This is a genomic window from Mesorhizobium sp. M0244 (assembly GCF_040321795.1).
Taxonomy (GTDB): Bacteria; Pseudomonadota; Alphaproteobacteria; order Rhizobiales; family Rhizobiaceae; genus Mesorhizobium.
The window spans coordinates 67,096-93,642 of record NZ_JAMYSE010000002.1 but is presented as its reverse complement, the minus strand read 5'-3'; the positions used below and the strand labels follow the sequence as shown (position 1 = coordinate 93,642).

The 26,547-nt window shown below is 63.4% G+C and carries 30 protein-coding genes and 1 pseudogene; 21 read left to right on the top strand and 10 right to left on the bottom strand.

The features are described from left to right. Positions 1-35: 35 nt before the first annotated feature. From NKJ08_RS02705 to NKJ08_RS02695, 3 genes are all read right to left on the bottom strand, one after another. The gene (locus NKJ08_RS02705; protein WP_352522804.1) at positions 36-890 is read right to left on the bottom strand and encodes a lytic transglycosylase domain-containing protein; all 855 of its coding nucleotides are present in this window, start codon (positions 888-890) and stop codon (positions 36-38) included. A 4-nt stretch (positions 891-894) separates the two neighbouring features. Next, positions 895-2,148, bottom strand: coding sequence for a flavodoxin-dependent (E)-4-hydroxy-3-methylbut-2-enyl-diphosphate synthase (ispG, locus tag NKJ08_RS02700; RefSeq protein ID WP_352522805.1), 1,254 nt, complete (start codon positions 2,146-2,148; stop codon positions 895-897). A gap of 201 nt (positions 2,149-2,349) precedes the next feature. Next, positions 2,350-2,529 carry a YdcH family protein gene (locus NKJ08_RS02695; protein WP_023678481.1) on the bottom strand — a complete coding sequence of 60 codons (180 nt, stop codon included), beginning with the start codon at positions 2,527-2,529 and terminating at the stop codon, positions 2,350-2,352. Between the two features lie 239 nt (positions 2,530-2,768). On the opposite strand from NKJ08_RS02695, the gene NKJ08_RS02690 reads away from it, so the two are divergent. Further along, positions 2,769-2,972, top strand: a complete 204-nt coding sequence (locus tag NKJ08_RS02690; protein WP_023678480.1) for a YdcH family protein — start codon at positions 2,769-2,771, stop codon at positions 2,970-2,972. Positions 2,973-3,004: 32 nt separating this feature from the next. On the opposite strand, the gene NKJ08_RS02685 is transcribed toward NKJ08_RS02690, so the two are convergent. Next, entirely contained in the window at positions 3,005-3,808 is an 804-nt protein-coding gene (locus NKJ08_RS02685) for an IclR family transcriptional regulator (protein ID WP_352775495.1), read from the bottom strand. A gap of 128 nt (positions 3,809-3,936) precedes the next feature. Between NKJ08_RS02685 and NKJ08_RS02680 the strand changes: the two genes are divergently transcribed. The 12 genes from NKJ08_RS02680 (at position 3,937) to NKJ08_RS02625 (ending at position 13,323) form a co-directional block, all read left to right on the top strand. Further along, positions 3,937-4,818 carry a transporter substrate-binding protein gene (locus NKJ08_RS02680; protein ID WP_352522807.1) on the top strand — a complete coding sequence of 294 codons (882 nt, stop codon included), beginning with the start codon at positions 3,937-3,939 and terminating at the stop codon, positions 4,816-4,818. 71 nt (positions 4,819-4,889) lie between these two features. After that, positions 4,890-5,555: an amino acid ABC transporter permease gene (locus tag NKJ08_RS02675; RefSeq protein ID WP_352522808.1), complete on the top strand. Its 666-nt coding sequence runs from the start codon at positions 4,890-4,892 to the stop codon at positions 5,553-5,555. 1 nt (position 5,556) lies between these two features. Next, complete coding sequence (locus NKJ08_RS02670) at positions 5,557-6,207, top strand: amino acid ABC transporter permease (RefSeq protein WP_352522809.1); 651 nt, start codon at positions 5,557-5,559, stop codon at positions 6,205-6,207. Positions 6,208-6,211: 4 nt separating this feature from the next. Then, positions 6,212-7,006: an amino acid ABC transporter ATP-binding protein gene (locus NKJ08_RS02665; RefSeq protein WP_352522810.1), complete on the top strand. Its 795-nt coding sequence runs from the start codon at positions 6,212-6,214 to the stop codon at positions 7,004-7,006. A gap of 34 nt (positions 7,007-7,040) precedes the next feature. Further along, positions 7,041-7,502, top strand: coding sequence for a RidA family protein (locus tag NKJ08_RS02660; RefSeq protein WP_352781181.1), 462 nt, complete (start codon positions 7,041-7,043; stop codon positions 7,500-7,502). A 24-nt stretch (positions 7,503-7,526) separates the two neighbouring features. Continuing rightward, on the top strand, positions 7,527-8,732 hold the full coding sequence (locus NKJ08_RS02655) for an aminotransferase class V-fold PLP-dependent enzyme (RefSeq protein ID WP_352522812.1): 1,206 nt from the start codon (positions 7,527-7,529) through the stop codon (positions 8,730-8,732). Between the two features lie 176 nt (positions 8,733-8,908). Further along, positions 8,909-9,856 (top strand): metallophosphoesterase family protein, encoded by a 948-nt coding sequence (locus NKJ08_RS02650; RefSeq protein ID WP_352781179.1) that lies wholly within the window; start codon positions 8,909-8,911, stop codon positions 9,854-9,856. Between the two features lie 11 nt (positions 9,857-9,867). Then, the gene (locus tag NKJ08_RS02645) at positions 9,868-10,215 is read left to right on the top strand and encodes a cupredoxin domain-containing protein (RefSeq protein ID WP_352522814.1); all 348 of its coding nucleotides are present in this window, start codon (positions 9,868-9,870) and stop codon (positions 10,213-10,215) included. 25 nt (positions 10,216-10,240) lie between these two features. After that, positions 10,241-10,798, top strand: a complete 558-nt coding sequence (locus NKJ08_RS02640; protein WP_352522815.1) for a sigma-70 family RNA polymerase sigma factor — start codon at positions 10,241-10,243, stop codon at positions 10,796-10,798. Beyond that, positions 10,795-11,628, top strand: a complete 834-nt coding sequence (locus NKJ08_RS02635; protein ID WP_352775487.1) for an anti-sigma factor family protein — start codon at positions 10,795-10,797, stop codon at positions 11,626-11,628. Before NKJ08_RS02640 ends, NKJ08_RS02635 begins: the two co-directional genes overlap by 4 nt. Positions 11,629-11,752: 124 nt before the next feature. Next, the gene (purE, locus tag NKJ08_RS02630) at positions 11,753-12,250 is read left to right on the top strand and encodes a 5-(carboxyamino)imidazole ribonucleotide mutase (RefSeq protein WP_352522817.1); all 498 of its coding nucleotides are present in this window, start codon (positions 11,753-11,755) and stop codon (positions 12,248-12,250) included. Next, complete coding sequence (locus tag NKJ08_RS02625; RefSeq protein WP_352522818.1) at positions 12,247-13,323, top strand: 5-(carboxyamino)imidazole ribonucleotide synthase; 1,077 nt, start codon at positions 12,247-12,249, stop codon at positions 13,321-13,323. Before purE ends, NKJ08_RS02625 begins: the two co-directional genes overlap by 4 nt. A gap of 9 nt (positions 13,324-13,332) precedes the next feature. Here NKJ08_RS02625 and NKJ08_RS02620 read toward each other — a convergent pair whose 3' ends face one another. Then, positions 13,333-13,752: a lysozyme inhibitor LprI family protein gene (locus NKJ08_RS02620; protein ID WP_352522819.1), complete on the bottom strand. Its 420-nt coding sequence runs from the start codon at positions 13,750-13,752 to the stop codon at positions 13,333-13,335. A gap of 238 nt (positions 13,753-13,990) precedes the next feature. On the opposite strand from NKJ08_RS02620, the gene ykgO reads away from it, so the two are divergent. The 3 genes from ykgO (at position 13,991) to NKJ08_RS02605 (ending at position 15,944) form a co-directional block, all read left to right on the top strand. After that, a complete protein-coding gene (gene ykgO, locus NKJ08_RS02615; RefSeq protein WP_006327841.1) occupies positions 13,991-14,116 on the top strand; it encodes a type B 50S ribosomal protein L36 in 126 nt (41 codons plus the stop codon). Between the two features lie 95 nt (positions 14,117-14,211). Further along, positions 14,212-14,796, top strand: coding sequence for a tetratricopeptide repeat protein (locus NKJ08_RS02610; RefSeq protein WP_352522820.1), 585 nt, complete (start codon positions 14,212-14,214; stop codon positions 14,794-14,796). 86 nt (positions 14,797-14,882) lie between these two features. Continuing rightward, positions 14,883-15,944, top strand: coding sequence for an alpha/beta fold hydrolase (locus tag NKJ08_RS02605; RefSeq protein WP_352775484.1), 1,062 nt, complete (start codon positions 14,883-14,885; stop codon positions 15,942-15,944). 21 nt (positions 15,945-15,965) lie between these two features. On the opposite strand, the gene pyk is transcribed toward NKJ08_RS02605, so the two are convergent. Together pyk and NKJ08_RS02595 are read right to left on the bottom strand one after the other, a co-directional pair. Beyond that, a complete protein-coding gene (gene pyk / locus NKJ08_RS02600) occupies positions 15,966-17,396 on the bottom strand; it encodes a pyruvate kinase (protein ID WP_352522822.1) in 1,431 nt (476 codons plus the stop codon). After that, positions 17,393-17,839: a DUF1036 domain-containing protein gene (locus NKJ08_RS02595; RefSeq protein ID WP_352703963.1), complete on the bottom strand. Its 447-nt coding sequence runs from the start codon at positions 17,837-17,839 to the stop codon at positions 17,393-17,395. Before NKJ08_RS02595 ends, pyk begins: the two co-directional genes overlap by 4 nt. A 287-nt stretch (positions 17,840-18,126) precedes the next feature. Here NKJ08_RS02595 and NKJ08_RS02590 point away from each other — a divergent pair, with 287 nt between their 5' ends. The 4 genes and pseudogenes from NKJ08_RS02590 to NKJ08_RS02575 all read left to right on the top strand — a co-directional run bounded on the left by NKJ08_RS02590 (position 18,127) and on the right by NKJ08_RS02575 (position 21,129). Continuing rightward, complete coding sequence (locus NKJ08_RS02590; RefSeq protein WP_352522823.1) at positions 18,127-18,924, top strand: N-formylglutamate amidohydrolase; 798 nt, start codon at positions 18,127-18,129, stop codon at positions 18,922-18,924. Positions 18,925-18,951: 27 nt separating this feature from the next. Continuing rightward, on the top strand, positions 18,952-19,260 hold the full coding sequence (locus NKJ08_RS02585; RefSeq protein ID WP_352522824.1) for a DUF1244 domain-containing protein: 309 nt from the start codon (positions 18,952-18,954) through the stop codon (positions 19,258-19,260). 62 nt (positions 19,261-19,322) lie between these two features. Further along, positions 19,323-19,777: pseudogene (locus NKJ08_RS02580) on the top strand (cupin domain-containing protein). Between the two features lie 170 nt (positions 19,778-19,947). Next, on the top strand, positions 19,948-21,129 hold the full coding sequence (locus tag NKJ08_RS02575) for an MFS transporter (RefSeq protein ID WP_352522825.1): 1,182 nt from the start codon (positions 19,948-19,950) through the stop codon (positions 21,127-21,129). On the opposite strand, the gene NKJ08_RS02570 is transcribed toward NKJ08_RS02575, so the two are convergent. Then, positions 21,087-21,998 (bottom strand): LysR family transcriptional regulator, encoded by a 912-nt coding sequence (locus NKJ08_RS02570; RefSeq protein WP_352522826.1) that lies wholly within the window; start codon positions 21,996-21,998, stop codon positions 21,087-21,089. The two genes, NKJ08_RS02575 and NKJ08_RS02570, sit on opposite strands and share 43 nt — an antisense overlap. A 93-nt stretch (positions 21,999-22,091) precedes the next feature. Between NKJ08_RS02570 and NKJ08_RS02565 the strand changes: the two genes are divergently transcribed. Next, positions 22,092-23,051: an SDR family oxidoreductase gene (locus NKJ08_RS02565; RefSeq protein ID WP_352775480.1), complete on the top strand. Its 960-nt coding sequence runs from the start codon at positions 22,092-22,094 to the stop codon at positions 23,049-23,051. A 65-nt stretch (positions 23,052-23,116) separates the two neighbouring features. On the opposite strand, the gene NKJ08_RS02560 is transcribed toward NKJ08_RS02565, so the two are convergent. Together NKJ08_RS02560 and NKJ08_RS02555 are read right to left on the bottom strand one after the other, a co-directional pair. Then, the gene (locus NKJ08_RS02560; protein ID WP_023678456.1) at positions 23,117-23,275 is read right to left on the bottom strand and encodes a DUF3309 family protein; all 159 of its coding nucleotides are present in this window, start codon (positions 23,273-23,275) and stop codon (positions 23,117-23,119) included. Positions 23,276-23,368: 93 nt separating this feature from the next. Next, the gene (locus tag NKJ08_RS02555; protein ID WP_352781174.1) at positions 23,369-26,545 is read right to left on the bottom strand and encodes an efflux RND transporter permease subunit; all 3,177 of its coding nucleotides are present in this window, start codon (positions 26,543-26,545) and stop codon (positions 23,369-23,371) included. Positions 26,546-26,547 lie beyond the last annotated feature (2 nt).

Genomic DNA, 26,547 nt, shown 5'->3' with positions numbered 1-26,547 from the left:
AGCTTCCAGATCCGACGAAGCGCCGACATATGGCTTTACCGGTTGCGCACCACAATGCATGCGCCGCCGACGCTCTGCAGCTTCTCGCAGATATCGTCGGCCTTGACTTTGGTGTCGGCGCCGATCCGCACCGCGTAGATGCCGCGCCTGCCGATCGGTGTGCGCACCCGGCTGACCACCGGATTGCGACCGCTGAGCAAGGCTGGAAACCGGCGTTTCACAGTGCTCCACTGATTGAGCGCCGCGGCGCGGCGGAAATTGCCGGCCACCTGCACGCCCCATGGCTTGATGTTGATCGACGACATCGGCACGGTTCTGGACATGATCACCGGCAGCTTGCGGCAGGCGGCAGCGAAGCTCGCCTTCTTGTCGAGCGGCCGGATGACGCCGGCATACGCGGCATCAGTGAACCTGTCGGCCGGCTCGCCCATGACGTCCAGGACGTAGCTTTCGGTCTCCATCGGCAAGAAGCCGCCGGAATTCAGCCAGCGCGACACTCGGGTCTCGCCGGCATTGTAGGCGGCTGCGGCGAGGCCCAGATTGCCAAAGCCGGTCTTCAGTTCGGCGAGATATTTTGCCGAGGCCGGGATCGCCTGCTCGATATCGAACGAATTGGTGAGGCCGCGTATCTTGGCGGTGCCCGGCATGAACTGGGCAATGCCTTCGGCGCCGACCGGGCTGACCGCATTGGGATCGAAACGGCTTTCCTTCCAGATCAGCCGGGCAAAGAAATCCTTGGGCAAGCCGTTCTGGTCTGCATGGGCCTCGATCAGATTGCAAACCTGGTCGATCAGCTTCTTTTTGGCGGGCCGTGGTGGATCGGCCTGAACGGCTGTCGCCCAGACCAGCCCGCAAATGAGAACCAGCGCCGCGCCCAGCAAACGCCGCATTGAACTACTCCGCCGCGGCCTTGTCGTGTTGCCCAAACCGCCGTTCGATATAATCGGCGACCATCTTCTCGAAATCCGCGGCAATCGATGGGCCGCGCAGCGTCGCCGCCTTCTTGCCGTCGACGAACACCGGGGCGGTCGGCGTCTCGCCAGTGCCGGGCAGCGAAATGCCGATATCGGCATGTTTGGACTCGCCCGGACCGTTGACGATGCAACCCATCACCGCGACCTTGAGGTTCTCGACGCCGGGATATTGTTCGCGCCACACCGGCATGTTCTTGCGCAGGTCGGCCTGGATGTTCTGGGCAAGCTCCTGGAACACGGTCGAGGTCGTGCGGCCGCAACCCGGACAGGCGGCGACGATCGGCACGAACTGCCGGAAGCCCATGGTCTGCAACAGCTCCTGCGACACCTGCACCTCGCGCGTGCGGTCGCCGTTCGGCTCCGGCGTCAGCGAGATGCGGATGGTGTCGCCGATGCCTTGCTGGAGCAGGATGCCCATCGCAGCCGATGATGCGACAATGCCTTTCGAGCCCATGCCCGCCTCTGTCAGGCCGAGGTGCAGCGCATGGTTGGAACGCGTGGCAAGTTCGGTATAGACGGCAATCAGATCCTGCACGCCGCTGACCTTGGCCGACAGGATGATTTTTTCGCGGACAAGGCCGATCTCTTCAGCCATTTCGGCCGACAGGATCGCCGACTGCACGATTGCCTCGCGCGTCACCTCCTGCGCGGTCAGCGGAAAGCCTTGGGCCTGGTTGTCGTCCATCAGCCGGGTCAGAAGCTCCTGGTCGAGCGAGCCCCAATTGACGCCGATGCGCACCGGTTTGTCGTATTTGATCGCCATCTCGACGATCGCCGCGAACTGCCGGTCTTTCTTGTCCTTGAAACCGACATTGCCCGGGTTGATGCGGTATTTGGCCAAGGCCTCGGCGCAGGCCGGATGATCGGCCAAGAGCTTGTGGCCGATATAATGGAAATCGCCGACGAGCGGCACGTCGATGCCTAGCCGTTCCAGCCGCTCGCGGATGGCCGGCACGGCGGCAGCACTTTCGTCGCGGTCGACGGTGATGCGCACGATCTCGGAGCCGGCGCGATGCAGCGCCGCCACCTGCGCGATCGTTTGGTCGACATCGGCCGTGTCGGTGTTGGTCATCGACTGGACGACGACCGGCGCGCCGCCACCGACCATCACGCCGCCGACGTCGACACCGACCGACCTGCGGCGCGGGAAGGGTGAGGAAAAATATCCGGTCATGCCGGCTGCCTTTATCTTGAAGGTCCGGGCATGAGGTGGAGGAGCAAAGATGGCTTGTCAATGGCGAGTGGCGCGCAGGCCTAGCAAATCGGTAATGACAAGACGACGGCTTGCCGCAAATCCACAGCCGTTTCCGGCAGCATAAAGATATGCCACCGGAAAGAGATCGCGCCGGGCGGCGCGGCTAGTCTTGGAAGGGCTTCAGTGCGTCGTCGGTTTCGCCTTCAGTTTTTCAATCTCGTCCTTGAGTGCCAGCTTGCGCCGCTTGAGATTCACGATTTCGAGGTCGTCGACCGATGGATGGGTCATCGCATCGTCGATTTCGCGCTCGATATCGCCGTGTTTCCGCTGCAGCTCATCAAGATGGGATGCAAGAGACATGATTGGTTCTCCCTTTCATGGTTTCCTCGATTGCAGCCGTCAAGGCAACGTCCACCGCAGGCTCGCTTCTGTGACGGCATAATGACAGTGTGCCACCATCGCGCGCCGATGTCGAATGCTGCGTGGTAGCATTCCACGACAATATGAAATGTGATATGGGCTGCGCGCCGGTGCAAGAGACGCTGGCCCCGCCCAATCAGGCCCATAGTTTGGGCGCCGCAGACGTGCAGACGGTAAAAATGTCCGATCAGGAACAGGCAGATATCCGCCTCGAATATTCCCGACTGAAGCAGGAACACGCCGATTTCGACGCGGCCATCAATGCGATGATCGCCATGAATTGCGACCCGCTGCAGATCCAGCGCATGAAGAAAAAGAAGCTTTTCCTGAAGGACAGGCTGATGGCGCTGGAAGACAAGATCATTCCAGACATTATCGCTTGAACGAACCCGCCGCTGGCTTCTGATCAGGCGGCTTATGCCGCGATCGAAAGCCGTGCGGCACGGTCGCGCAACAGTGCTATCAGATCATCGGTCTTCTCGGTCGAGGTATCGATGGGAACCACCAGGCACATCGTCGCCTCGATCTTGCCCGGTGCTGAAAAGACCGGCGCGGCCAGGCATTTCGTGTAAGCATCGACGAGGCCGGAGGTGACGCAGTAGCCCGCCGACTTGGCGACGGCGATATCGGTTATGAAATCGTCGAGCTGCAACCGGCGGCCGTCGGGCAGCACGAGATCGTCCTCGGAGACCATGTCTTCGATCGCTGCCCTTTCGAAGCCGGCGAGGAGCAGCCTTCCGGAAGCGGTCCAGGGAAGCGGTATCTGCAACCCCGTCGCCGAGCTGATCCGGAATGGCCTCGTTCCCGGGCTTGAATGGACGATGGTGTAACGGCCGCTTTGCAGCATGCACAGTTCCGAGGTCTCGCCGGTCTCGCGCGACAAATGGTCGACTTCCTGGCGCCCTCGCCTGAGCAGGTCGTTGCCCCGTACATAATCCATTCCGTAGAGATAAAGCTTCTTTCCGAAATAGACCCGATTGCCGTCTCCGGCCATTTCCAGCAGGCCTGCGTCGACCAGCGAGCGCACGAGCGTATAGGTCGTCGAACGCGGCGCATTCACCCCTTTGGCAAGATCGCCAATGCCGATCGCGCGCTGGGTCGCGTGAAGAAACTCCAAAATCTGGAGGACCCGGTTGAGACCCTTCTCCCGAGAGCCCGAATTCTTGTCTTCGTCCAGACCGACATCCGGTCGAGCGGCCAAGGCATTGCCATCTTGCATTATCGATTCCTGATGTTAATCTGTCTTGTACAGAGTACAGGCGTCTCTTGTAAGGGACAATGACGTCAGTTGCAATCGATGCATGCACTGCTGGTCCAAAGGGGAACACAACACGAAAGGAGGTCGCCGTGAACGACACATCCAAAAGGCGTGAATTTCTGAAACTGGGAATGGCCGGGCTTGCAACGGCCGGAGTGATGAGCGCGGCAACAGCGGTCGATGTTCAGAAAGCGGCAGCCCAGGCGGCGCCCGACAGCCTGCTGCGCACCGTTCTCGAGCGCGGCAAGGTGATCGTCGGCACCGGCAGCACCAACGCGCCTTGGCACTTCGAGAACGACGCTGGCGAGCTGGTCGGCATGGACATCACCATGGGGCGCATCCTTGCCAAGGGGCTTTTCGACGACCCGACCAAGGTCGAATTCGTCATGCAGGATCCGGCTCAGCGCATTCCAAACGTGACCACCAACAAGGTCGACATCACCATACAGTTCATGACCATGACCGCCCAGCGCTCGCAGCTGATCCACTTCTCCCGGCCCTACTACGTCGAGGGCATCGCCTTGCTGACCCTTCCGAACGCCGAAAACAAGACCTTCGACAAGCTGCTTGCCGCCGGTTCGGCGACCCGGATTTCCATCCTGCAGAACGTCGATGCCGAGGCAAACGTGCGTATCGTCCTGCCCGAGGCGCAGGTAATGCAGATAGACACGCAGGCCAACGTGCTGCAGGCGCTGGAATCGAAGCGCGTCGACGCCGCCGCCGTCGATCTGTCAACGGTCCGCTGGCTCGCCTCGCGCAATCCGGACAAATACTTCGATGCCGGCAAGAGCTGGTTCTCGATGCTTTATGGTGCCGCACTCCGGCAGGGCGACCTCGACTGGCTGACCTTCGTCAACCAGACCTTCACCATCGCCATGTTCGGCCATGAAACGGCGCTTTATGACGCGGCGTTCAAGGATTATTTCGGACAGGAGCCGCCGGCCCGCCATCCCGGCTTCCCGGTCATCTGATGCACGCAGGCGGATGGGCCGCGCCCTGCCGCCTGCTTCTCCTCGGCAGCCCTCAGCATTGCGGGAGACGCATGGGCTATACCCTCAACTTCAACCTGATCTGGCGGCATTTCGATAAGCTCTGGGGCGGGCTCCTGCTCGGCCTCGAACTGGCCGTCATCTCGATCGCGATCGGCATCGTCATCGGGCTGCTTCTGGCGGTCTGGTACGTGTCGGCCGGGCGGGCGGTTCGGACCGTCATCGCGGCCTATGTCGAGTTCATCCGCAACGTCCCGCTGATTCTGCTCGTCTACCTGGTCTTCTACGGCCTGCCGACTGTAGTCGACATCGCGTACAGCGCGCAAACCTCATTCATTGCCACGCTGTCGCTCTATAGCGGCGCCTATCTGGTCGAGGTGTTCCGCTCGGGGCTCGAAGCTGTGCCGCGCGGCCAGCTCGACGCCGGCAAGGCGATCGGCCTGACGCCATGGCAAAGGCTGGTCCATGTGCGCTTGCCGACGATGCTGCGCATAACGCTGCCGGCGCTTTCCAACACATTCATATCGCTCTTCAAGGATACGTCCGTGGCATCGGTCATTTCGGTGCCCGAGCTCACCTACGGCGCCCAGTGGATCAACTTCAACACCTTCCGCATCGTCGAGGTCTATCTGGTGGTGACGGCGATGTACCTGTTGACCGGCTATGCGCTGCTTTTCGCGCTGCGGTTGGTCGAACGCCGATTCAGGGCGGGGCACTAGGATGATTGGCCAGATCGCCTATGCCTTGCCTTTCCTGGGTCAAGGATTTGCCCTGACGCTGTGGGTGTCGCTGCTGGTCGTGGTGTTATCGCTCATCGCCGGCGTGCTGATGGGCGTCGGCCTCGTCTATGGTCCGTCTCCGCTGCGCTGGGTGGTGCGCATCTTCAGCGACACCATACGCGGCATTCCGATCCTGGTGCTGATCTTCTTCGTCTACTACGGCCTGCCGGCAGTAGGGCTGCATCTGGAATCCTTTTGGGCGGCCGTGCTCGCGCTTACCCTGTTCAAGACGGCGCAGGTCATCGAATATCTGCGCGGCGCCGTCGGCTCGATCCCCAAGGGTCAGTCCGAAGCGGCGATGGCGATCGGGCTGACCTTTCGCCAGCGGCTGGCCTACGTCATCTTTCCGCAGGCGTTCAGGCGTTTCCTGCCGCCCTGGATCAACGGCGTCACCGACGCGGTGAAGGGCAGCGCGCTGGTCTCGCTGCTCGGCATCACCGACCTGATGCAGGCAATCAACCAGGTCATCGGCCGCACCTACGAAGCGATGCCGCTCTACATCCTCGGCGCGCTCGTCTATTTCGCCGTCAACTACGCCCTCTCCTTGGCCAGCCGCCGGCTGGAGCGGCGTTTCTCCTTCATCCGGGAATAGCAAGATGTCCAACTCCGCCCACGCAAATCCGGCGCTTCTCGACGTCTCCGACGTGTCCAAAGCCTTCGGTCCCGTCGAGGTCCTGCGCTCGGTCAGCCTCAAGGTGGCGCGCGGCGAGGTGGTGACGATCATCGGGCCGTCCGGCAGCGGCAAGACCACGCTGCTGCGCTGCGTCAACTTTCTGGAGAGCTATGATAACGGCTCGATCCGTATCGATGGCAAAGAGGTCGGCTACCGCGAGGCGGGAACACGTCAGCGCCGCAGCGAGCGCGACCTCGCGGCGATGCGAGCCGAGACCGGAATGGTGTTCCAGAGCTTCAATCTGTTTCCGCATCTGACCGCGGCCGGCAATATCATGCTTGGTTTGCGCAAGGTGCGCGGCAAGAGCAATGCCGAGGCCCGCACCATTGCCGAGCACTGGCTCGGCCGGGTCGGCCTCGCCCACAAGGCCGACAGTCTGCCAGCCGAGCTTTCCGGCGGCCAGCAGCAGCGCGTCGGCATCGCCCGCGCCGTGGCGATGGAGCCGAAGATCCTGCTTCTCGACGAGATAACTTCGGCGCTCGACCCCGAATTGGTTGGCGAGGTGCTCGAGGTCGTGCGCAGCCTCGCCGAAGACGGCATGACGATGCTGATGGTCACGCATGAAATGGCTTTTGCACGCGACGCATCGAGCCGCATCGTTTTCATGGCGGATGGCGGCGTCAGTGCCGTCGGACCACCCGCCGAGATTCTGGCTGCGGAGTTCGACAATGAACGCCTTCGCAGCTTCCTGGCGCGATTTCGCGCCTCGCATTTTTGACATCGGACCGCGAAAGCTGTCGCAAGGAGCTTTTATGACGCCTTACATCCGGCTCGCGGAATTGGGCCTGACGCTGCCCGAGCCGCCGAAGCCCATCGCCAACTTCGTCACCTACGCCGAGAGCGGACGGCTGGTCTTCCTCTCCGGCCAGGGGCCGTTGCGCGCCGGTGGTGTGCTCTGCACCGGCAAAGTCGGCGAGGATATCTCCGTGGAAGAGGCCTATGATCATGCCCGTCTGACCGGCCTGAACCTGCTCGCCGTCATGCATGCCGCGGCCGGCGACCTCGGCCGCATCGTGCGCGTCGTCAAGCTGCTTGGCTTTGTCAATGCGACGCCGACATTCAGCGAGCACCCCAAGGTGGTGGATGGCTGTTCCGATCTTTTCGCCGCCGTCTTTGATAGGATTGGCGGACACGCCCGTTCGGCGATCGGTGTCGGCTCGCTGCCGGGCAACATCACAGTTGAAATCGAGGCGGTCGTCGAGATCGCCGCCTGAAATCCATGAATAGGATCTACAGAGATGACGACCTATGCCGCTGACCGTTCCAACACGACAATCCGCGAACGGCTCGGCCTTCGTCCGATCATCAATGTTTCCGGCACGATGACGGCGCTCGGCGCCTCAATCATTGTCCCCGAAGCGATTGCCGCAATGTCGGAAATGGCCTCGCAATGGGTAGAGATGGACGATCTGCAGCGCGCCGCAAGCACGGTGATTGCACGCCTCACCGGCGGCGAGGCCGGCTTCATCACCGCATGCTGCGCCAGCGGTATAACCATGGCGATTGCCGGCGCGATGACGGGTACCAACCTTCTCGCCATCGAGCGGCTGCCGGACGACACCGAGGGCCTCAAATCGGAGGTCATCGTTCAGCTTGGCCACATCGTCAATTATGGCGCGCCGATCGACCAGTCGATCCGGCTTGCCGGAGCCAAGGCAGTGCCTGCCGGCACGGTCAGCGTCACTCAGGATTATCATGTAGGCGAAGCGATCCGGGACCGAACGGCGGCAGCCCTCTACGTCGTTGCGCATCATACCGTGCAATACGGCATGCTCTCGCTCGAAGAGTTCTGCGAGATCTGCCACGCCAAGGGCGTGCCAGTGATCGTCGACGCCGCCTCGGAATACGATTTGCGCGGCTTTCTGGCGCGCGGCGCCGACATTGTCGTCTACAGCGGACACAAATTTCTCTCAGGGCCGACAAGCGGCATCATTGCGGGCCGCAAGGATCTGGTGCGGGCCGCCTATCTCCAGAACCGGGGCGTTGCGCGCGCCATGAAGGTCGGCAAGGAGAGCATTGCCGGCACCATGGCGGCCCTGGAAGCCTGGGAGCGGCGAGACCATGCCGGCATCCGCCAGCGGGAAGAAGCCGCACTGCAGCTGTGGCAAGCCGCATTGCAGGACCTTCCGGGCATCGCAGCACATATCATTCCCGATCCGACCGGAAATCCTCTCGACCGGCTGCAGATATTCGTTGCGCCCGAAAGCAGGTTCACCGCCGCCGGTCTTGCCTCTGCGCTGGCGGCGGGTTCGCCCCCCATTATCGTTCGCAACCACGAGGTCGAGCGCGGCCACTTCTTCCTCGACCCGTGCAATCTCCACCCTGGCGAGGCGGAGACCGTCGCCGAACGCCTGCGGGCGGTGTTGAGCGCAGCTGATCGTCCCGCCAATGCAATGAAGTCCGTTCGCAAGCAGTCCGCCGGCGCCTTGCGCTGGCCTGATTAGTCACAACGCTGAAGCCAGTCGATGGACGAACCGTGCTTTTCGAGCCTGGCTTCGCCAACCGCCCCACTGCGCCATCACGGCACTGTGAATGACCGCTTTGTCTTCGGGCGGGAATAAACCACCCCGCCCATTGGTCTCCCAAGCATACGCCATTCCCGGCGTTGCAGGAGACCGGTATGAACCACCACCACGACAATGAAGCTGACGGCATCAGCCGCCGTCACGCACTGGAATGCATGATCTGGGCCGGCACGGGAGTGCTTTGGACGATTTCGGCCGGCGTGCCGGTTTCGCTCAGCCTGCTCGGCGCGGCGGAAGCCGCCGAGGCAATGGCCACCGGTTTCACCTTCCTCCAGATCTCGGACAGCCACATCGGCTTCGACAAGGCCGCCAACCCGCACGCCATTGATACGCTGAAGGAGGCGATGGGCAAGATCCAGGCGCTGCCGCAAAAGCCCGCCTTCATGATCCACACAGGCGACATCACCCATCTGTCGAAGGCCGCACAGTTCGACAACGCTGCCCAGATCATCGGCGGCGCAGGCTTCGACGTGCATTATGTGCCGGGCGAGCACGACCTGATCGATGACGGCAACGGCCAGGCCTATCTCGAGCGTTACGGCAAGGGCACCAAGGGTGCCGGCTGGTATTCGTTCGACCAGAACGGCCTCCATTTCATCGGGCTGGTCAACGTCGTCAACCTGAAGGCCGGCGGGCTCGGCAATCTCGGTGCTGACCAGCTGGCATGGCTGGTCGATGATCTGAAGGCGGTCAGCGCCTCGACGCCGATCGTCGTTTTTGCCCACATCCCGCTGTGGGCTGTCTATCCCGAATGGGGCTGGGGCACCGACGACGCGGCTCAGGCTTTGGCTCTGCTCAAGCGCTTCGGCTCGGTGACCGTGCTCAACGGCCATATCCACCAGATCATGCAGAAGGTCGAAGGCAACGTCACCTTCCACACCGCGCGTTCTACCGCTTTCCCGCAACCGGCGCCAGGCACCGCCGCCTCACCCGGGCCGATGACCGTGCCCGCCGGCCAGCTGCGCGGTCTGCTCGGCACCAGTAGCGTGACGGTTAAGCAAGGCGGGCAGGACCTCGCCATCATCGACAGCACGCTGGCCTGAGAGGAAATGCGATGATCCGCTTCCCGACCCGCCTCTTCGTCGGATTTCCTGTCGCATTCAGTTTGGCTGCCATCCTGGCGATTGCTTCCGCGCCGCTGAAGGCCGCTGACGAGCCAATGGTCAAGATCGAGAACTTCGCCTTCACGCCGGCCGTGCTGACGGTGAAGCCGGGTACCGTCGTGACTTTCCAAAACGATGACGACATCCCGCATCTGGTGGTCGCCAACGATGGCTCGTTTCGCTCCAAGGCGCTTGACACCGGTGATACATATGCCCTCACCTTCACCAAAGCGGGCGACTATGCTTATTTCTGCGGGCTGCACCCGCACATGCAGGGCAGGATCACCGTCGCTCCGTGAGGATGTTCGGAAGGTCCTGCCCGGGATGCCGGGCGATGCGACGGTGTTGAACGACAAGGCCGCGGCCGAGCGCTTCCGCGAGGTGGTTCTGCCCCATCTCGCGGATGCGCTTTCGCTTGCCCGCTGGCTGACCGGCAACACCGCCGACGCCGAGGATGTTGTTCAGGACGCCTGCCTGAAGGCGCATGCCGGCATGGCCACCTATGCTGGCGGCAATGCCCGCGCATGGTTGCTGGCGATCGTGCGCAACGCTTCTTATTCCTGGCTGGCGCGCAACCGGCCGCGAAGTGTCGTCGCTGTCGGCGATCTCAATGATCTGGAAGATGTGGCCATGCGCAACAACGCCCTGACAGACCCGAACAGTCCGGAGGCAAGCCTGATCGCCAAGGCCGACACGGCGGCACTCGAGGCGGCAATCGCCGCGCTGCCGCAGCAATTTCGCGAGGCCTTGGTGCTGCGCGACATCAACGGCCTCAGCTATCGCGAGATCGCGACACTGCTTGGCGTGCCGCTGGGCACGGTGATGTCGCGGCTAGCAAGAGCGCGCGGCCTGCTGATGTCCCAACTTGGGAGGGCGCCATGAGCGCGCACAACGATGGATTGCCCGAAGACCCGGCGGGCATGAAGCTGATGATCCACGCTTTGGTCGATGGCGAACTCGACGCAGCGGCGGCATTGGCCGTCGAGCGGCGCATCGCCGCCGATCCGGCGCTCGCCGCCGAGCATGCCCGCACCTTAGCGCTGCAGACCGCTGTTGGCGGGCTGCCGAGGCCCGATGTCCGTGACGATTTCAAGGCTCGCATTGCGGCTATCGGGACAGCCGATACAACGAAAGTGGTGTCGACGCCCGCGCGCGACGGTCCGATGCTGCCGGCGCGCCGGGCAATGCGCCGTTTTGGCGCGTTCGACTGGCGAGCGCTGGCGGCATCGATCGTCGTCACCGCCGTGCTGGCCAGCGGCGCGACGCAATGGGTGATGCTCAGCCGGGCGCCCGACAGCTTTGCCGCCGCGGTCGCGAGCGGCCATCGCCGCAGCCTGCTGGCCGCCAGCCCGGTGGACGTCGTCTCCTCCGACCGGCATACCGTCAAACCCTGGCTCGATGCCAGGGTCGGCCTGTCGCCCCCGGCGCCTGATCTTGCCAATGACGGTTTCACATTGCTCGGTGGCCGGGTCGAGGTGATCGCCGACCGGCCGGTGCCAGCGCTGGTCTACCGGCACCGCGAGCACCTGATCACCCTCGTCGCCGCTCCGGAGGACACAGGTTCGACGACCGTGCCGGTCGATCTTTCGGCTGGTGGCTTCTCGCTGGTGCACTGGAGCGACAGCGCCTTTTCCTACTGGGCGATTTCCGATACGGAACGGCCCGAACTCGACGACTTCGTCAATCGCTTTCGAACGGCGGCCGCCCGGTGAAACGATCGGCCGTATGCATTTGCGTGCGACAGGAACCGGCATAGGCGGCTCGCCATCTCTGGCCATCCTTGCGGCTCCGCTCGAATTCCGCTAATGCGCGCCTTTGCCGCCGGGGAGCATAAGCTTGGACGATCACCGCGCCGACGTCGCCATCATCATGGGCAGCCAGTCCGACTGGGCGACGATGCGCCACGCCGCCGAGACGCTGGAGGCGCTTGGCATTCCGCACAAGCGGCTGATCGTCTCGGCCCACCGCACTCCCGACCGGCTCTATGACTTCGCCAAGGGCGCCAAGGCGGCCGGCTACAAGGTGATCATCGCCGGCGCCGGCGGCGCAGCTCATCTGCCCGGCATGACGGCGGCGATGACGCCGCTGCCGGTGTTCGGCGTGCCGGTGGAATCGAAGACGCTGTCCGGCCAGGATTCGCTGCTTTCCATCGTTCAGATGCCGGCCGGCATTCCGGTCGGCACTTTGGCCATCGGCAAGGCCGGCGCTGCCAACGCCGCCCTTCTGGCCGCCGCGGTGCTGGCGCTGAGCGACGAAAAGCTTGCCGCCCGGCTGGATAGCTGGCGCGCCGCGCAGACCGCCAAGGTGGCCGCAGAGCCCACGGACACGCCGTGAGCCTGCCCTCCGGATCGACCATCGGCATCATTGGCGGCGGCCAGCTCGGCCGCATGCTGGCGATGGCCGCGGCCCGCCTCGGCTACCGCATCGTCGTGCTGGAGCCGCAGCCGGATTGCCCGGCGGCACAGGTCGCCAACCGGCAGATCGTCGCCGCCTATGACGACGCGGCCGCGCTCGGCGAGCTGGCTGCGGCCAGTGCCGTCGTTACTTATGAATTCGAGAACGTTCCGGTTTCTGCCGCCGCGGCACTTGCCGCCACGGTTCCGGTCTATCCGCCGGCACGCGCGCTGGAAGTGGCGCAGGACCGGCTGGCGGAAAAGAAATTCCTCAACGGCATCGGCATACCGACCGCAGATTTCAGTCCTGTCGACAATGACGACGAACTGACGGCTGCGCTGAAAAAGTTCAACGGCAGCGGGATATTGAAGACGCGGCGCATGGGCTATGACGGCAAGGGCCAGCGTGTCTTCCGCAACATGGAAGCAGGCGGCTTTGCCGGCACCTGCGAGGCGATGGGCAACGTGCCGCTGATCCTGGAATCCTTCGTCGCCTTCGAGCGCGAGATTTCGGTGATCGCCGCGCGCGGCATCGATGGCTCGCTCGCCGCCTACGACCCTGCCTGGAATGTCCATCGAAACGGTGTTCTTCACAGTTCGACGCTGCCGGCCGGAGTAAAGTCCGAGACGGCGGCTGCGGCTCAAACCGCGGCGGCAGAGATACTTGCAGCGCTCGACTATGTCGGCGTCATCGGGGTCGAGTTCTTTGTCCTTGCCGACGGTTCGCTGCTGGCCAACGAGATCGCGCCGCGCGTCCATAATTCCGGCCACTGGACGGAGGCCGCCTGCGCCATCTCGCAATTCGAGCAGCACATCCGCGCCGTCGCCGGGCTGCCGCTGGGAAATCCCGCACGGCAGTTCGACTGCGTCATGGAAAACCTGATCGGCGATGATATCCGGCACATTCCGGCACTGCTCGCCGAGCCCGATCTTATGTTGCACCTCTATGGCAAGGCCGAGGCGCGGCCTGGCCGCAAGATGGGCCATTTTACGCGCGTGAGCCGCCGCAGCTAGAACCTACTCTTACTGGACATCGCTCTCGTCCTCGTCGGGGCTGGCGCAGCTCACATCGCCTTCCGCGCAGGTCGCATCGGCGGCGAGCTGCTTGGTGCGGTCGTCGGTTAGCCGCGTCAAGCATTCCGATACCAGCATCGGATAGATCGAGCCGCCTTCGCTGTCCGCGGCGGAATAGCTGCATTCCGCGTCGCGAAAGGCGATCCACGCGCGCTGCGCCGTCTGCAACAGCTTCATGGCCTTTGCATCGCTTGCGCCGATGAGCTCCTGGTAGGCCTTGTTGAGCTTGGCGTCGGCGGCCTTGTAGTCCGCGTCGGCACAGATGTTCATCATCTGCTGGCTGTCGTCGTTACGGTCGCATTCCTGCGCATGGGCAAGAGAGCCTGCCGCGAGCACCGCCAGACAGGCGGACAGAAGAATTCGGCGCATGATGATCTCCAATTCGCGGCAACCGCATCATTCCAGCCGGCTCAATCCCGCGCAATGCCGCAAGGCGCCAGTGGCGGATATTTGATGATACGAAACGGTCGGTATCGTTTAGGCAACGCGCTTGCGGTTGACACGGGCAAGGCTCCTCGTCTATGAGCCACGCACAGTTCAAAGGCGCGTCTGTGGGCGCGCCTTAATAATTCGGCCCGTGACCGGGCCCAGACCGACGGGCAAGACCATGAAGATCAAGAATTCGCTCAAGGCGTTGAAGGCGCGTCACCGCGACAACCAGCTGGTTCGTCGCAAGGGCCGCGTCTACATCATCAACAAGACCGCGCCGCGCTACAAGGCGCGCCAGGGTTGAGTTTTCGACCGGAGGCTGCGCGCCTCCGCTCGCACGATGGCTCTTTCACGCTAAATTCAGTTTGACGATCCGCCGTCGGGGGCTAGATTCCCGCGATGCGGATTCTTTTTGCATTTTTCACGGCTTTCTTCGTTTCCAGCGCTGTCTCGCTGCCGGCGTGGGCCGACGATCCGACAGCACCTCCGGTTGTTGTGACGAAACAAGGCCGGCTCGATCAGCTGTTTGCCGATCTCAAGCGCGAGCGCAATGAAAAGGCCGCCGAGCGCATCGCCGGGCGCATCGGGAGCGAGTGGTCCCAGTCGGGCAGCGCCTCGATCGACCTGATGATGCAATGGTCGCAAAAGGCGATTGAAAACCAGAAATTCGATGTCGCGCTCGATTTCCTCGACCAGGTGGTGACCCTGCAGCCAACCTATGCGGAAGGCTGGAACCGCCGCGCCACTGTTCATTTCATGATGAAGAACTACGGAAAATCGATGTCGGACATCGACCGCACCCTGCAGCTCGAGCCACGCCATTTCGGCGCACTTTCGGGCTTGGCGCAGATCATGGCCGAAACCGGCCACAAGCAGTCGGCGCTTGAGGCCTGGCAGCGCGTTCTCGGCATCTACCCGATGATGCGCAGCGCCCAGGACCAGGTCGCCGCACTTTCCGAAGAGCTTGCCGGTGAAGGCATCTGACGCCCCGCCCGGCAGGGCAATTCCGTCGGGCTGAAATTACCTTTATACCGGTGAACTAATTTCGCCTCGGGCCCGTATCTCTCCCCATGAACCTGATCTATGCCGCGCTCGCCTTGCTCATGGCGCTTGTGTTCACTCTTGCCGGCGTCACCCGCGCCGGGTCCTGGCTGATCGAGCGCCGCAACCCGTCGGTCGGCGGCTTCGCCGATATCGACGGTGCCCGTATCCACTATGTCCACATTCCGGCGCCGGAAAATGCCGACCTGCCGCCGGTCGTCTTCATCCACGGCGCCAGCGCCAACCTCAGGGACCAGATGCTGCCGCTGCGGCCCTTGCTCGAAGGCCGTGCGGAGATGGTTTTCTTCGACCGGCCTGGTCTTGGCCGGTCTGGGCGTGGATCCGGCAATGACACCCCGGAGGCGCAGGCAAACACCATCGCGGCGCTGATGAACAATCTTGGCATCAAGAAAGCCATCATCGTCGGCCACTCCTTCGGCGGCGCGATAACCACCGCCTTTGCGCTGCAACACGCCGACAGGACGCTCGGCCTGGTCTTCGTCTCGCCCGCCACCCATCCCTGGCCGGGCGGCGCCACCGCCTGGTACTACAATTTGACCACCATTCCGGTTGTCGGCCGGCTGTTTTCCGAGACGCTGAGCTATCCTGCGGGAATGCTTCGGATGGCCGCCGCCACCGCATGCGTCTTCTCCCCTAACCAGGTGCCGGACGGCTATGTCACTGAGGCCTCCATCCCGCTGGTGTTGCGGCCCAGCGCTTTCCGGTCGAACGCCAGGGATGTCGCCGGGCTCTATCGCTACGTCCTCGGCGCCGCTCCGCACTACCGCGACATCGAGGTGCCGACCGTGATTATCTCGGGCGATCGCGACAAGGTCGTCTATGCGACAATCCATTCGACCGGTCTCGCCCGCGACATACCCGGCGCCGAGTTGGTCTGGGTCCGCAATCTCGGCCACAAGCCGGACTGGATCGCACCCGATCTGGTTGCCGGTGCGATGGAGAAGGCGGCCGGACGGGATGTGGACCTGCACGCTCTAGCCAGAACTGTGGAAGCACGGATTGCCGGCGACGCCCATGCCGGCGAATGCGCCGATCTCAAAGCGCCGGAGGCTGAACTGGCGCCGACCTGACAGCCATATCGACGAGCTGGCCTAGCGGCCGACGTCCGACCCGACATAGGCGATGCGCAGCATATTGGTCGAGCCCGGCGTCCTCAGCGGCACGCCGGCCGTGATGATGACGCGGTCGCCCGGCTTGCCAAAACCTTCGTCGAAGGCGATGCGGCAGGCGCGGTCGACCATATCATCGAGATCGATGGCGTCGGGCGAGACGACGCAATGCGTGCCCCACAAAAGCGACAGCCGCCGCGCCGTGTTGACGATCGGCGACAGCGCCACGATCGGCACTTGCGGCCGCTCGCGCGCGGCGCGCAGACCCGTCGTGCCGGACGCGGTGTAGGTTATGATCGCCGACAGCTTCAGCGTCTCGGCGATCTCGCGGGCGGCGAGCGAGATGGCGTCGGCGCCGGTTGCTTCCGGTTCCGAGCGCTGCGCGTTGATGATGCCGGCATAGGTCGGGTCGGTTTCGACCTTGGTGGCGATCCGGTCCATCATCGCCACCGCTTCGACCGGGTAGGCGCCGGCGGCGGACTCCGCCGAAAGCATGATCGCATCGGCGCCTTCGAACACGGCGATCGACACGTCCGACACCTCGGCGCGGGTCGGCACCGGCGCGGTGATCATCGATTCCAGCATCTGCGTGGCGACCACCACCGGCTTGCCGGCACGGCGCGCGGCGCGGGTGATCTGCTTCTGGATGCCGGGCACGGCTTCGAGCGGCATCTCGACGCCGAGATCGCCGCGGGCAACCATCAGCGCATCCGAAAGCTCGATGATCTCGGCCAGCCGGGCGACGGCCTGCGGCTTTTCGATCTTGGCCATGATCAGCGCCCGGCCGCGCGCGATCTTGCGCGCCTCGGCCAGGTCCTCGGGCCGCTGCACGAAGGACAGCGCCACCCAGTCGACGCCTGTCGCGAGAACCGCATCGAGATCCCGGCGGTCCTTTTCCGTCAGCGCGCCGACCGGCAGGTCGGTGTCTGGCAGGCTGACGCCCTTCTTGTCGGAAATGGTCGTGCCGGCGACGACGGTGCAGACGATCGCCTTGCCGTTGCTGCTGACTGCCTTGAGCTCGAGCTTGCCGTCGTCGATCAGCAGGCGATGACCAGCCTCGACCGAACGCAGGATTTCGGGATGCGGCAGGTAGACCCTCGTCGAATTGCCGGGCTCGGGATTGTCGTCGAGCGTGAAGGTCTGGCCGACGGTCAGCACCTCTTTGCCGTTGGCGAACTTGCCGACGCGCAGCTTTGGCCCTTGCAAGTCGGCGAGAATGCCGATCGGCCGGCCGACCGTCTCCTCGACGGCACGAATGCGGCCGACTAGCGTCCGCATCAATTCATGATCGGTGTGGCTCATATTGATGCGGAACACGTCGGCGCCGGCTTCGAACAGCTTCTTCAGCATCTCCTCGGACGAGGAGGCCGGACCGATGGTGGCGAGGATCTTGACCTTGCGGCTGCGTCTCATTGACTGTTTGTTCCCGGGGCGGCTGGAGCGCCATCCGTTGCGGGCTCGTCAGTCAGCTGGACCATCCAGCTTGCCTGCTCGCCCGTGTCATATTCTTGGAATCCGGCGCGCTGAAAGCCCCGGGCGACGCAATCGGTAACGCCGGCGATCTTGAACTCTTTTTCGGCCACGCACATGTTGATCGGGCCATCCCAGCGTCCGCCGCGCTCGGCGTCTTCTGCATAAAGATAGTAAAACCTTGATGACAACGGCCCCTCGATCAGCGTCTTGCAGCTCGATCCTTCGATGTGCCACCAGCCTTCGGTGATCCAGCCGGCCTTGGCGCGATAGCCGATGCCGACGCCGACCAGGTTCTGCGTCGCGTTGCAAACGCGGAAATCGGCGCGTGCCGGCGAGGCCGTAATCACCGCGAAAAGGCCCATGGCCGGTATCAGGAGCGGCATGGCCAAGGCGCAGCGCACGCGCAGCCTGCCGGCGAAACCCATCCCGAAACCCCTCAAGAACCACATTTGCATCTCTCAACGCCCCTTTTCGGAAAAGTCCGGACGCATGTCAACGCGCCGATCTGTCCAATTCCAATCGATTTAGAAAGGCTCTGACGCGCTTGCGGTCGCCCCTGGTCAGTTTTTTGGCAGAAACCGTGGCCAAACAACGGCATTGCGCAAGCGTCCTCTTCGTGGAATGACGATACCACCCTCCCCGGAAGCCAGCGAACAGACCTTTCCCGCCAATGACCCGATCCACAGTTTTCGCGCCGTTCGACATCGTCGAAGGCGACCGCAAGCGCGGCATGGTGCTTCTGGCCGATCACGCCCGCCGCGACCTGCCGGAGGAGTATGGCAGCCTCGGCCTGCCGGCGGCGGAGTTCGACCGCCACATCGCCTACGACATCGGCGTCGAGACTTTAACCCGCGAACTCGCAAGTCTGCTCGGCGTTCCGGCGGTGCTTGCCAATTTTTCGCGACTGCTGATCGACCCCAATCGCGGCGAGGACGATCCGACGCTAATTCGCCAACTCTATGACGGCACCGTCATCCCGGGAAATTACCCCATCGCGCCGGAGGAGCGCGAACGGCGGCTGGACCGCTTTTACCGCCCCTATCATGATGCCGTCGGCGCCATGATCGCCTCAGTGGCGCAAGCGTCCGCGCAGGCACCCCTCATCTTTTCGGTGCATTCCTTCACGCCGACCATGCAGGGCTTCGTGCGGCCGTGGCACGTCGGCATACTATGGGACCTCGACGATCGCGTGGCGCGGCCGCTGATCGACATGCTCTCCGAGGACAAGAGCCTCCTCGTCGGCGATAACGAACCCTATGACGGCGCACTGCGCGGCGATACCATGTTCAGGCACGCCATCGTCAACGGCTTTGCCCATGCGCTGATCGAGATCCGCCAGGACCTGATCGCCGACCGGAAGGGTGCTCTCGCCTGGGCCGAACGGCTGGCGCCGATCGTTGACGCGATAGATGGACGTGCCGATATACATGCGGTGAAAATATTCGGCTCGCGCACCGAGCCGGTATGATGGAGACCCAAGGGAGGCCAACAAGACATGACCGAACTCAGCGACGAGCAAAAGCGCGATCTCGAAGCCGCTGCCTTCCGCCGGCTGGTCGCGCATCTGCGCGAGCGTTCCGACGTGCAGAACATTGACCTGATGAACCTCGCCGGCTTCTGCCGCAACTGCCTGTCCAACTGGTACCGCGATGCCGCCGAAGCCGAAGGTGTCGAACTCAGCAAGGAGCAGTCGCGCGAGATCATCTACGGCATGCCCTATTCCGAGTGGCAGGCACTGAACCAGATCGAGGCCTCTGACGCCAAGAAGGCCGAGTTCGAGGCAAGACGCCCCAGAGACCATTAGGTCGACCAATCGCGCCGGACCACCGTCACGAATGTTTTTGCCACCCAAATGGGAGGACTGGCATGCCTAAGATCGACATCGGCGCCGTGCCCGAGCGCAGAGGCTCGTCCTATCCGCCGCCATTCGATGCGCCTTGTGCCGAACGCGTGCGGCAGCGGCTGGGCAACGCCGGCGGGCTCACCGATTTCGGCATCAATCTCATGCCGCCGGGCAATTGGTCGAGCCAGCGCCACTGGCATTCGCACGAAGACAAATTCGTCTATGTGCTCGAAGGCGAACTGGCGCTTGTCGAAGATGCCGGCCAGACGGTGCTGCGCGCCGGCGATTGCGCGGCCTTTCCGAAAGGCACCGGAAACGCCATCACATGATCAACAAATCGGCTGCGATGGCGGTTTATCTCGAAGTCGGTTCGCGCTCGCCCGCCGACGTCACCACCTGCTCAGACATCGACATGATGAGCAGCAACGCCGATGGCCGGTTTGTGCACAAGGACGGCACGGCCTATCCCGAGCCGTAGGGCTTCGGAGTGGATTGCAGAGCTGGTCCGCCGATCCCTGGCAACGCAAATTCCATGACGGCGCCTAGTCGCGCGGCTTGGTCCAAACACTTTCGGCCGCGAGCGCTTGACTGCAGATTGAATCGATCTAATTTGCCGCGCAAAGCCATTTCCGGACCGGATTCTACCCGATGGACGCGCAGAAAATCATGCAGACCGCGATTCGTGGACGCTGGGCCGTGGCAGGCATCTTCCTCGCCAACGGCTTCCTGACCGGCAGCTGGGCGCCGCAGATCCCAGTGTTTCTGACCCGGCTGGACATCAGCAAGTTCACGCTCGGCCTGTTGATCCTGTTGTTCGGCGCCGGCGCCGTCACCGCCATGACCTGGTGCGGCCATCTGATCTCGAAGCATGGCTCGCGCAGCGTGCTGCGCTGGTTCGGACTTGCCGGCAGCTTCGGCCTTTTGGTTGTGGCTCTGGCCCCCAACGTGCCCCTTGCGGCCGTCGCCATGTTCATCTTCGGCGGTTCGATCGGCGGCATGGACGTCGCCATGAATGCCAACGCAGTGGCAGTCGAACGGCGGCTGTCCCGTGCCATCATGTCGTCCTCGCACGGCTTCTGGAGCCTTGGCGGTTTCGCTGGCGGCGCTTTGGGCGGTTTCGCCATCCAGAACTACGGTCACCTCGCCCATGCGACAGTGGTGACGGCTCTTGCCTTTGCCGTCATCGCCGTAGCGATCCGCTACCTGATCGACGAGGACAAGCACCCAGTCGCCGAGCACCACAAATTCGCGCTGCCGGCAAACCCGCTGGTCTATCTGGTTGGGCTGATGGCGCTGCTGACGATGATCTCCGAAGGTGCGGTACTCGACTGGGCGGCGCTGTATCTCAGGCAGGAGCTCGGCGCCGATCTTGCCATCGCAGGCCTGGCCTATGCCGCCTTTTCCGGAGTCATGGCCATCATGCGCTTTCTCGGCGATGGCGTCCGCAACCGTTTCGGTGCCGTTACGACGTTGCGCGCCTCGGCCCTTGCCGCTGGTGCCGGCATGCTGGTGGCCGGGCTGGCTCCCTCGCCTTGGCTGGCCATTGCCGCCTTTGCCTTTTGCGGCCTCGGCATTGCCAACATGGTGCCGATCATCTTTTCGGCCGGCGGCAACCAGGAGGGCATGGCGTCCGGCACCGGCATGAGCGTCGTCACCACAATGGGTTACTCAGGCATTCTGGTCGCCCCCTCGGCGATCGGCTTCATCGCCGAGCACTCGAGCTTCGGTCCGATCTTCGTCGCTCTGTCCGGGCTGCTGGTCGTCGTGCTGTTGATGGCCGGGCTCGCTCACCGCGCCGAATTCGCTGCCGAGCCCGCACCGGCCGAATAGCGCTTGAGCTCTTCGTGGAGGAAATCCGCCACGCGGCGGATGCGCACGCTGGTGCGGACGTCGCGATGCATGGCGAGCCACACCGGCAGCGTCGGCAGCGCGAGCCCCGGCAGCACTGTTTCCAGCAGTGCATCGCGATCGGCCAGCGGCTCCTGGCCAAAGCCGATGCCGTTTCCCGCCCGTAGCGCCTCCCACAGCACGATCTGATTATCGGTCCTGAAGCGGAAGGCATTGCGGGCGAGCGGGACGCCGAACTGGGCAAAGCCGCGAATGATCTCATCGCTGCGGTCGAAGCCGACCAGATCGTGGCCGGCAAGATCGCGGGCCTCGCGCGGACGGCCACGCCGGTCCAGATAGGATTTTGCCGCGCAGGCGCGGAGCGGAATGTCGGTCACCTTGCGCGCGACCAGTTCATTCTGCGCCGGCTTGACCATGCGAATGGCGATATCGGCGTCGCGACGCAGCAGATTCTCGACCTGGTTCGAGGCGACGATCTCGACCTCGATGCCCGGCTCCTCGAAACCAAGCCTCGCTGTGATTTCCGGCAGCACATAGGCCGCCACCACTTCGCTGGCGGCAATGCGCACCGTACCCTCTATCGCCTCGACCGATCCCAGCGCCAGCAGCGAAAAGGCGCTCGCCTGCTCGCTCACCGCGCGACCCCGTTCAAAGAGCGTGCTGCCTGCTTCCGTGAGCGCATAGCCACGCCGCCCGCGCCGGAACAGGGTGACGCCGAGCGCCTGTTCCAGCTCGGCGATGTGGCGGCCGAGCGTCGGCTGGCTTGCGGCAAGTTTTCGTGCGGCCGCCGACAGGCTGCCGGTCTCCGCCACCGTGACGAAACTCTTGATCAGATTCCAGTCGATATCCATTCAAAATTGAATATCAGATCGCCAGCTTAAGTCAATTTCCATTCGTTAGCGAAGAGATCACATTGGCGTCGTAACGCAACAAGGAGACGAACAATGACCAAGATCGCAATTCTCGGTGCCAACGGCCGGCTGGGCCGCACGGTGGCCAAGGTCTTCATCGATGCCGGCTACGACGTCCGCGCTGTCACCCGCAGCGGCAAAGTGCCGGCGGAGCTCGAAGGCGCCACGGCGATCGCCGGCGACGCGCTCGACCGCGATGCGCTGATCCGCGCCACCGACGGCATTGATATCATTTTCAACGGCCTGAACCCACTCTACACCGACTGGAGCAAATGCCTGCCGATGGCCGAGAATGTGATGGCTGCCTGCCGGGCGAATGGCGCACTGCATCTCTTCCCGGGCACCGTCTACAATTACGGCTCGCCGATGCCGGCGGTGATCGCCGAAGACACGCCGTTTCGCCCGACGACGGAAAAGGGCCGCATCCGCGTCGCCATGGAAGATCTGTTTCGCCGCGAGGCCGACGCGGGTCGGGTGCGCACGATCCTGCTGCGCGCCGGTGATTTCTTCGGTGGCACCGGCAGCGGATCGTGGTTCGATCTGGTTGTTGCCACCAAGATGACCAAGGGCGTCTATACCGCCCCAGGGCCGGTCGATCTCGTGCATGAATGGGCCTATCTGCCCGACTTGGCCAAGGCCTTCGTCGGGCTGGCTGACAATCTCGACAAGCTCGGCTCCTACGAGGCGCTGAACTTTCCTGGCCATGCGGTGACCGATCTGGACATCAAGGCGGCCGCGGAGAAGGCGCTCGGACGCACGCTGAAGCTGACGTCGATGCCGTGGTGGGTGCTGCGCGCCGGCAGCCCGTTCGTGGCGATGTGGCGCGAGATCGTTTCGATGTCCTATCTCCGCTTCGAGCCGCACCGGCTGGTTTCAGGCAGGCTGGAAAGCGTTATCGGTACGATCCCGCACACGCCGCTGGAAGATGCAGTGTCGGAAGCGCTCGAGGATATCGGCATCGCCACGCTTAAGACGACGCAAAAAGTTGCCTAACAACAAACCAAAAAAAGCGGATGGCCAGATGGTCATCCGCCGCTTGTCACGACCAATGATTGCGGTCAGATCCGGCCCATCAACAGCAGTACCAGGACAACGATCAGAATGACGCCGACGATGCCGGATGGTCCGTAACCCCAGGACCGCGAATGCGGCCATGCCGGAACCGCGCCGATCAGAATAAGAATAAGAATAATGATGAGAATGGTGCTGATCGTCATCAGAAAATCCTCGCTTTGAGGTTGCAATGACGGAACAATGCAGAAGGCCGCCCATTGTTCCCGGGCGGCCTTTGCTTGATTGGGGACGTCGATTTATTCGGCGGCCTTCGGGAAGGCGATCGCCGGTTCGGTGCCCAGATCGGCCTCCAGGCCCTCCGAGGTGATCTCGGGCTTGCGACGCCCGAACAGGCGGCTGAACCAGCCCCGACGCGCACCGGGTTTGATCTTGGCGCGAGTGAATACCATCAGCATCGACGGCGTCACCACCAGCGTCAGCACGGTGGCGAAGGACAGGCCGAAAACGATCGCCGAGGACAGCGATATCCACCATTGCGTCGACGGCGCGTTGATCGTCGTCTCGTGATGGAAGATTTCGAGGCCGAGGCCGAAAGCGATCGGCAGCACGCCGAGGATCGCCGACACCGCCGTCAGCACCACCGGGCGGGCACGTTCGCGGCAGGTCTGCAGAACGGCTTCGTATTTGTCCCAGCCCTCTTCGCGCAACCGGTCATAGGTGTCGATCAGCACGATGTTGTTGTTGACCACCACGCCGGCCAGCGCGATGACACCGATGCCCGACATGACGATGCCGAATGCCTCTCCCGTCAGCAGCAGCCCGAGGAAGACGCCGATCGTCGCCATGACCACGCACGACAGCACCAGCCAGACGCTGGTGAATTTGTTGAACTGCGCCAGAAGCACGAGGAAGATCAGGAAGATCGCTGCGCCGAAAGCCTTGCTGAGGAAGGCGCTGGCCTCCGCGCTGTCCTCGTTCGAGCCTGCGAGCTTCCAGCGTATGCCGCTGCCGAGATCCATCTCGGACACGGCCTTGGTGACCTCTTGCTGGACGGCAGCCACCTGGGCGCCGGCAGCGACGTTGGCCTGGACGACCACCGTTCGCGCACCGTCGATGCGGTTGAGGATACCGACCGTCGGCTCTGGCTTGCGCACGACGAAATTCGAGATCGGCACCGAGCCTTGCGCGGTCTGCACCCGCAGCTCGTCGAGCGTCGACAGCGTGCGCCGATCCTCGGGCAGGCGCAGTCTGATGTCGACGGCATCGTCGGCGCCGGCGGGCCGGTATTCGCTGAGCTTCAGCCCGTTGGTCACCAATTGCACGACCGTCCCGACCGCGGTTGGGCTGATGCCGTACTGCGCCGCCTTGGCGCGATCGACTTCAAGCGCCCAGTCGACGCCGGGCGGCGCCAGACCGTCGGAAATATCGATGACGCCGGGCACCTTGGCAATGCGCGCGGCGACCGCGCGGGCCTTGTCGTCAAGGCCCTTCGGATCTACGGCCGAAAGCCTGATCTGGATCGGCTTGCCGGTAGGCGGGCCGGCTTCCGGCACGCGAACCTCGACGTCGACACCGGGAATGCCGGCCATAACGCCGCGCAGTTCGTCCAGGATTGAGTTCGCCGATTTACGCTCGCGCCAGTCGACGAATTCGTACTGGATCACGCCAACCACGTCTTCCGGAACATCCTGGCCGCCGCCCTGCGTCTTGCCGACACGGGTATAGACAGACTTCACGCCCGGCCAACCGAGCAGCCGATTTTCCGCGGTCTTGGTGGCCGCGTCCATTTCGGCAAGCGAAAGATTGCCGCGGGCGTGGACATAGAGCAGGCCGTAGTCAGGCTCGACATTCGGGAAGAATTCGACGCCGGCGCCGAATTTCGAATAGGCGTAGCCGACGCCGAACAACAGCGCCACAGTGAGGACAAGCACGGTGATGGGATACTGCACCGCCTGCTTGACCACGGCCATGTACCAGCCGTCGCGATTGTCGTCGGGGTGATGGGCCGGCGCCTTGGCAAATATCGCGCCCAGCGTCGGCGCGAAGACCAGCGCATAGAGCATCGAGGCCGAGAGCGTCACGATCAGCGTGATCGGCATGTATTTCATGAAGTCGCCGATAATGCCCGGCCAGAACAACAGCGGCGAGAAGGCGGCAATGCGCGTCATCGTCGCCGCGATGACCGGGCCGGCCATGCGCTTGGCGGCAAGCGCGAACGCTTGCTCCTTCGGCATGCCCTCGCTCATGCGTCGCTCGGCGAATTCGGTGACGATGATGGCGTCGTCGACCAGCATGCCGACCGCCAGGATGAGGCTGAACAGCACGATCATGTTGATCGTGTAGCCCATCATTGCCAGCAACAGGATGCCGATCAGGAAGGACGAGGGGATGGCCAATCCGATCAACAGCGAGGCACGGCCAGACAGCGCGTAGAGAATGACGATGAACACCAGGATGACGGCGATCATCACGTGGTTCTGCAGGTCGCCGAGCAACTGGTTCACGAAGACGGACTTGTCTTGCGTGTAGGTGACGTGCATGCCCTCCGGCATGGTCTTGATGAAGGCGTCGGACACCTCCCTGACCTTGCCAATCGTATCGATCAGGTTGGAGCCGATGCGCTTCTTCACCTCGATGGCGATCGCCGGCTTGCCGTCGAGGCGGGTGACCGTCTCGGCGTCCTTGAATGTGGAGCGGATGGTGGCAATGTCCTTGGCCTGCACCACCGCATTGGGGCCGGCGACGACCGGAAGCGCCGCCACATCCTCTGGTGTCTCGATAAGCGAGGGGACCTTGACCGCGTATTTGCCCTCGGATCCTTCGATGTTGCCGGCGGCGACAAGACTGTTGGAAGCGCCGACCGCACCGATCAACTGGTCGAGCTGCAGCCCGTAGGACGTCAGTTTCATCGGATCGATGACCACTTCGACGAGGTCGTCGCGCGCACCCTGCAGCGAGCCCTCAAGCACGCCGGGCACTTCCTCGATGCGGTCGCGCAGCTCGCGCGCCGCTGCCGTCAGCACGCGCTCGGGCACCTCGCCCGATAGCGTCACGACCAGGACGGGAAATTCGGAGATGTTGACCTCGGAGACCACGGGCTCCTCAGCCGCTTGCGGCAGGTCGGCCTTGCCGTCCTGCACCTTGCTGCGCGTGTCCTGCAACGCGGTGGCGAGATCGGTCTGTGGCTGGAATTCGACCAGCACATAACCGCCGCCCTGGAAGGCGGCCGACCGCATCTCCTTGAGGCCCTTCAGGCTCTTCAGCTTGGCTTCCATCGGCCGCAGCAGGAGGCGTTCGGAGTCTTCCGGCGAGATGCCCTGGTAGATCAGGCTGACATACATCATCGGAATCGGAACGTCGGGTTCCGCTTCTTTCGGCGTCGACTGGTAGGCGACCGCACCCGCAAGGATGAGAAAGATCAGGACCGAAATGGTCAGCCGGGCATTGCTGATTGCAAGTTTGACGATGTCCATGA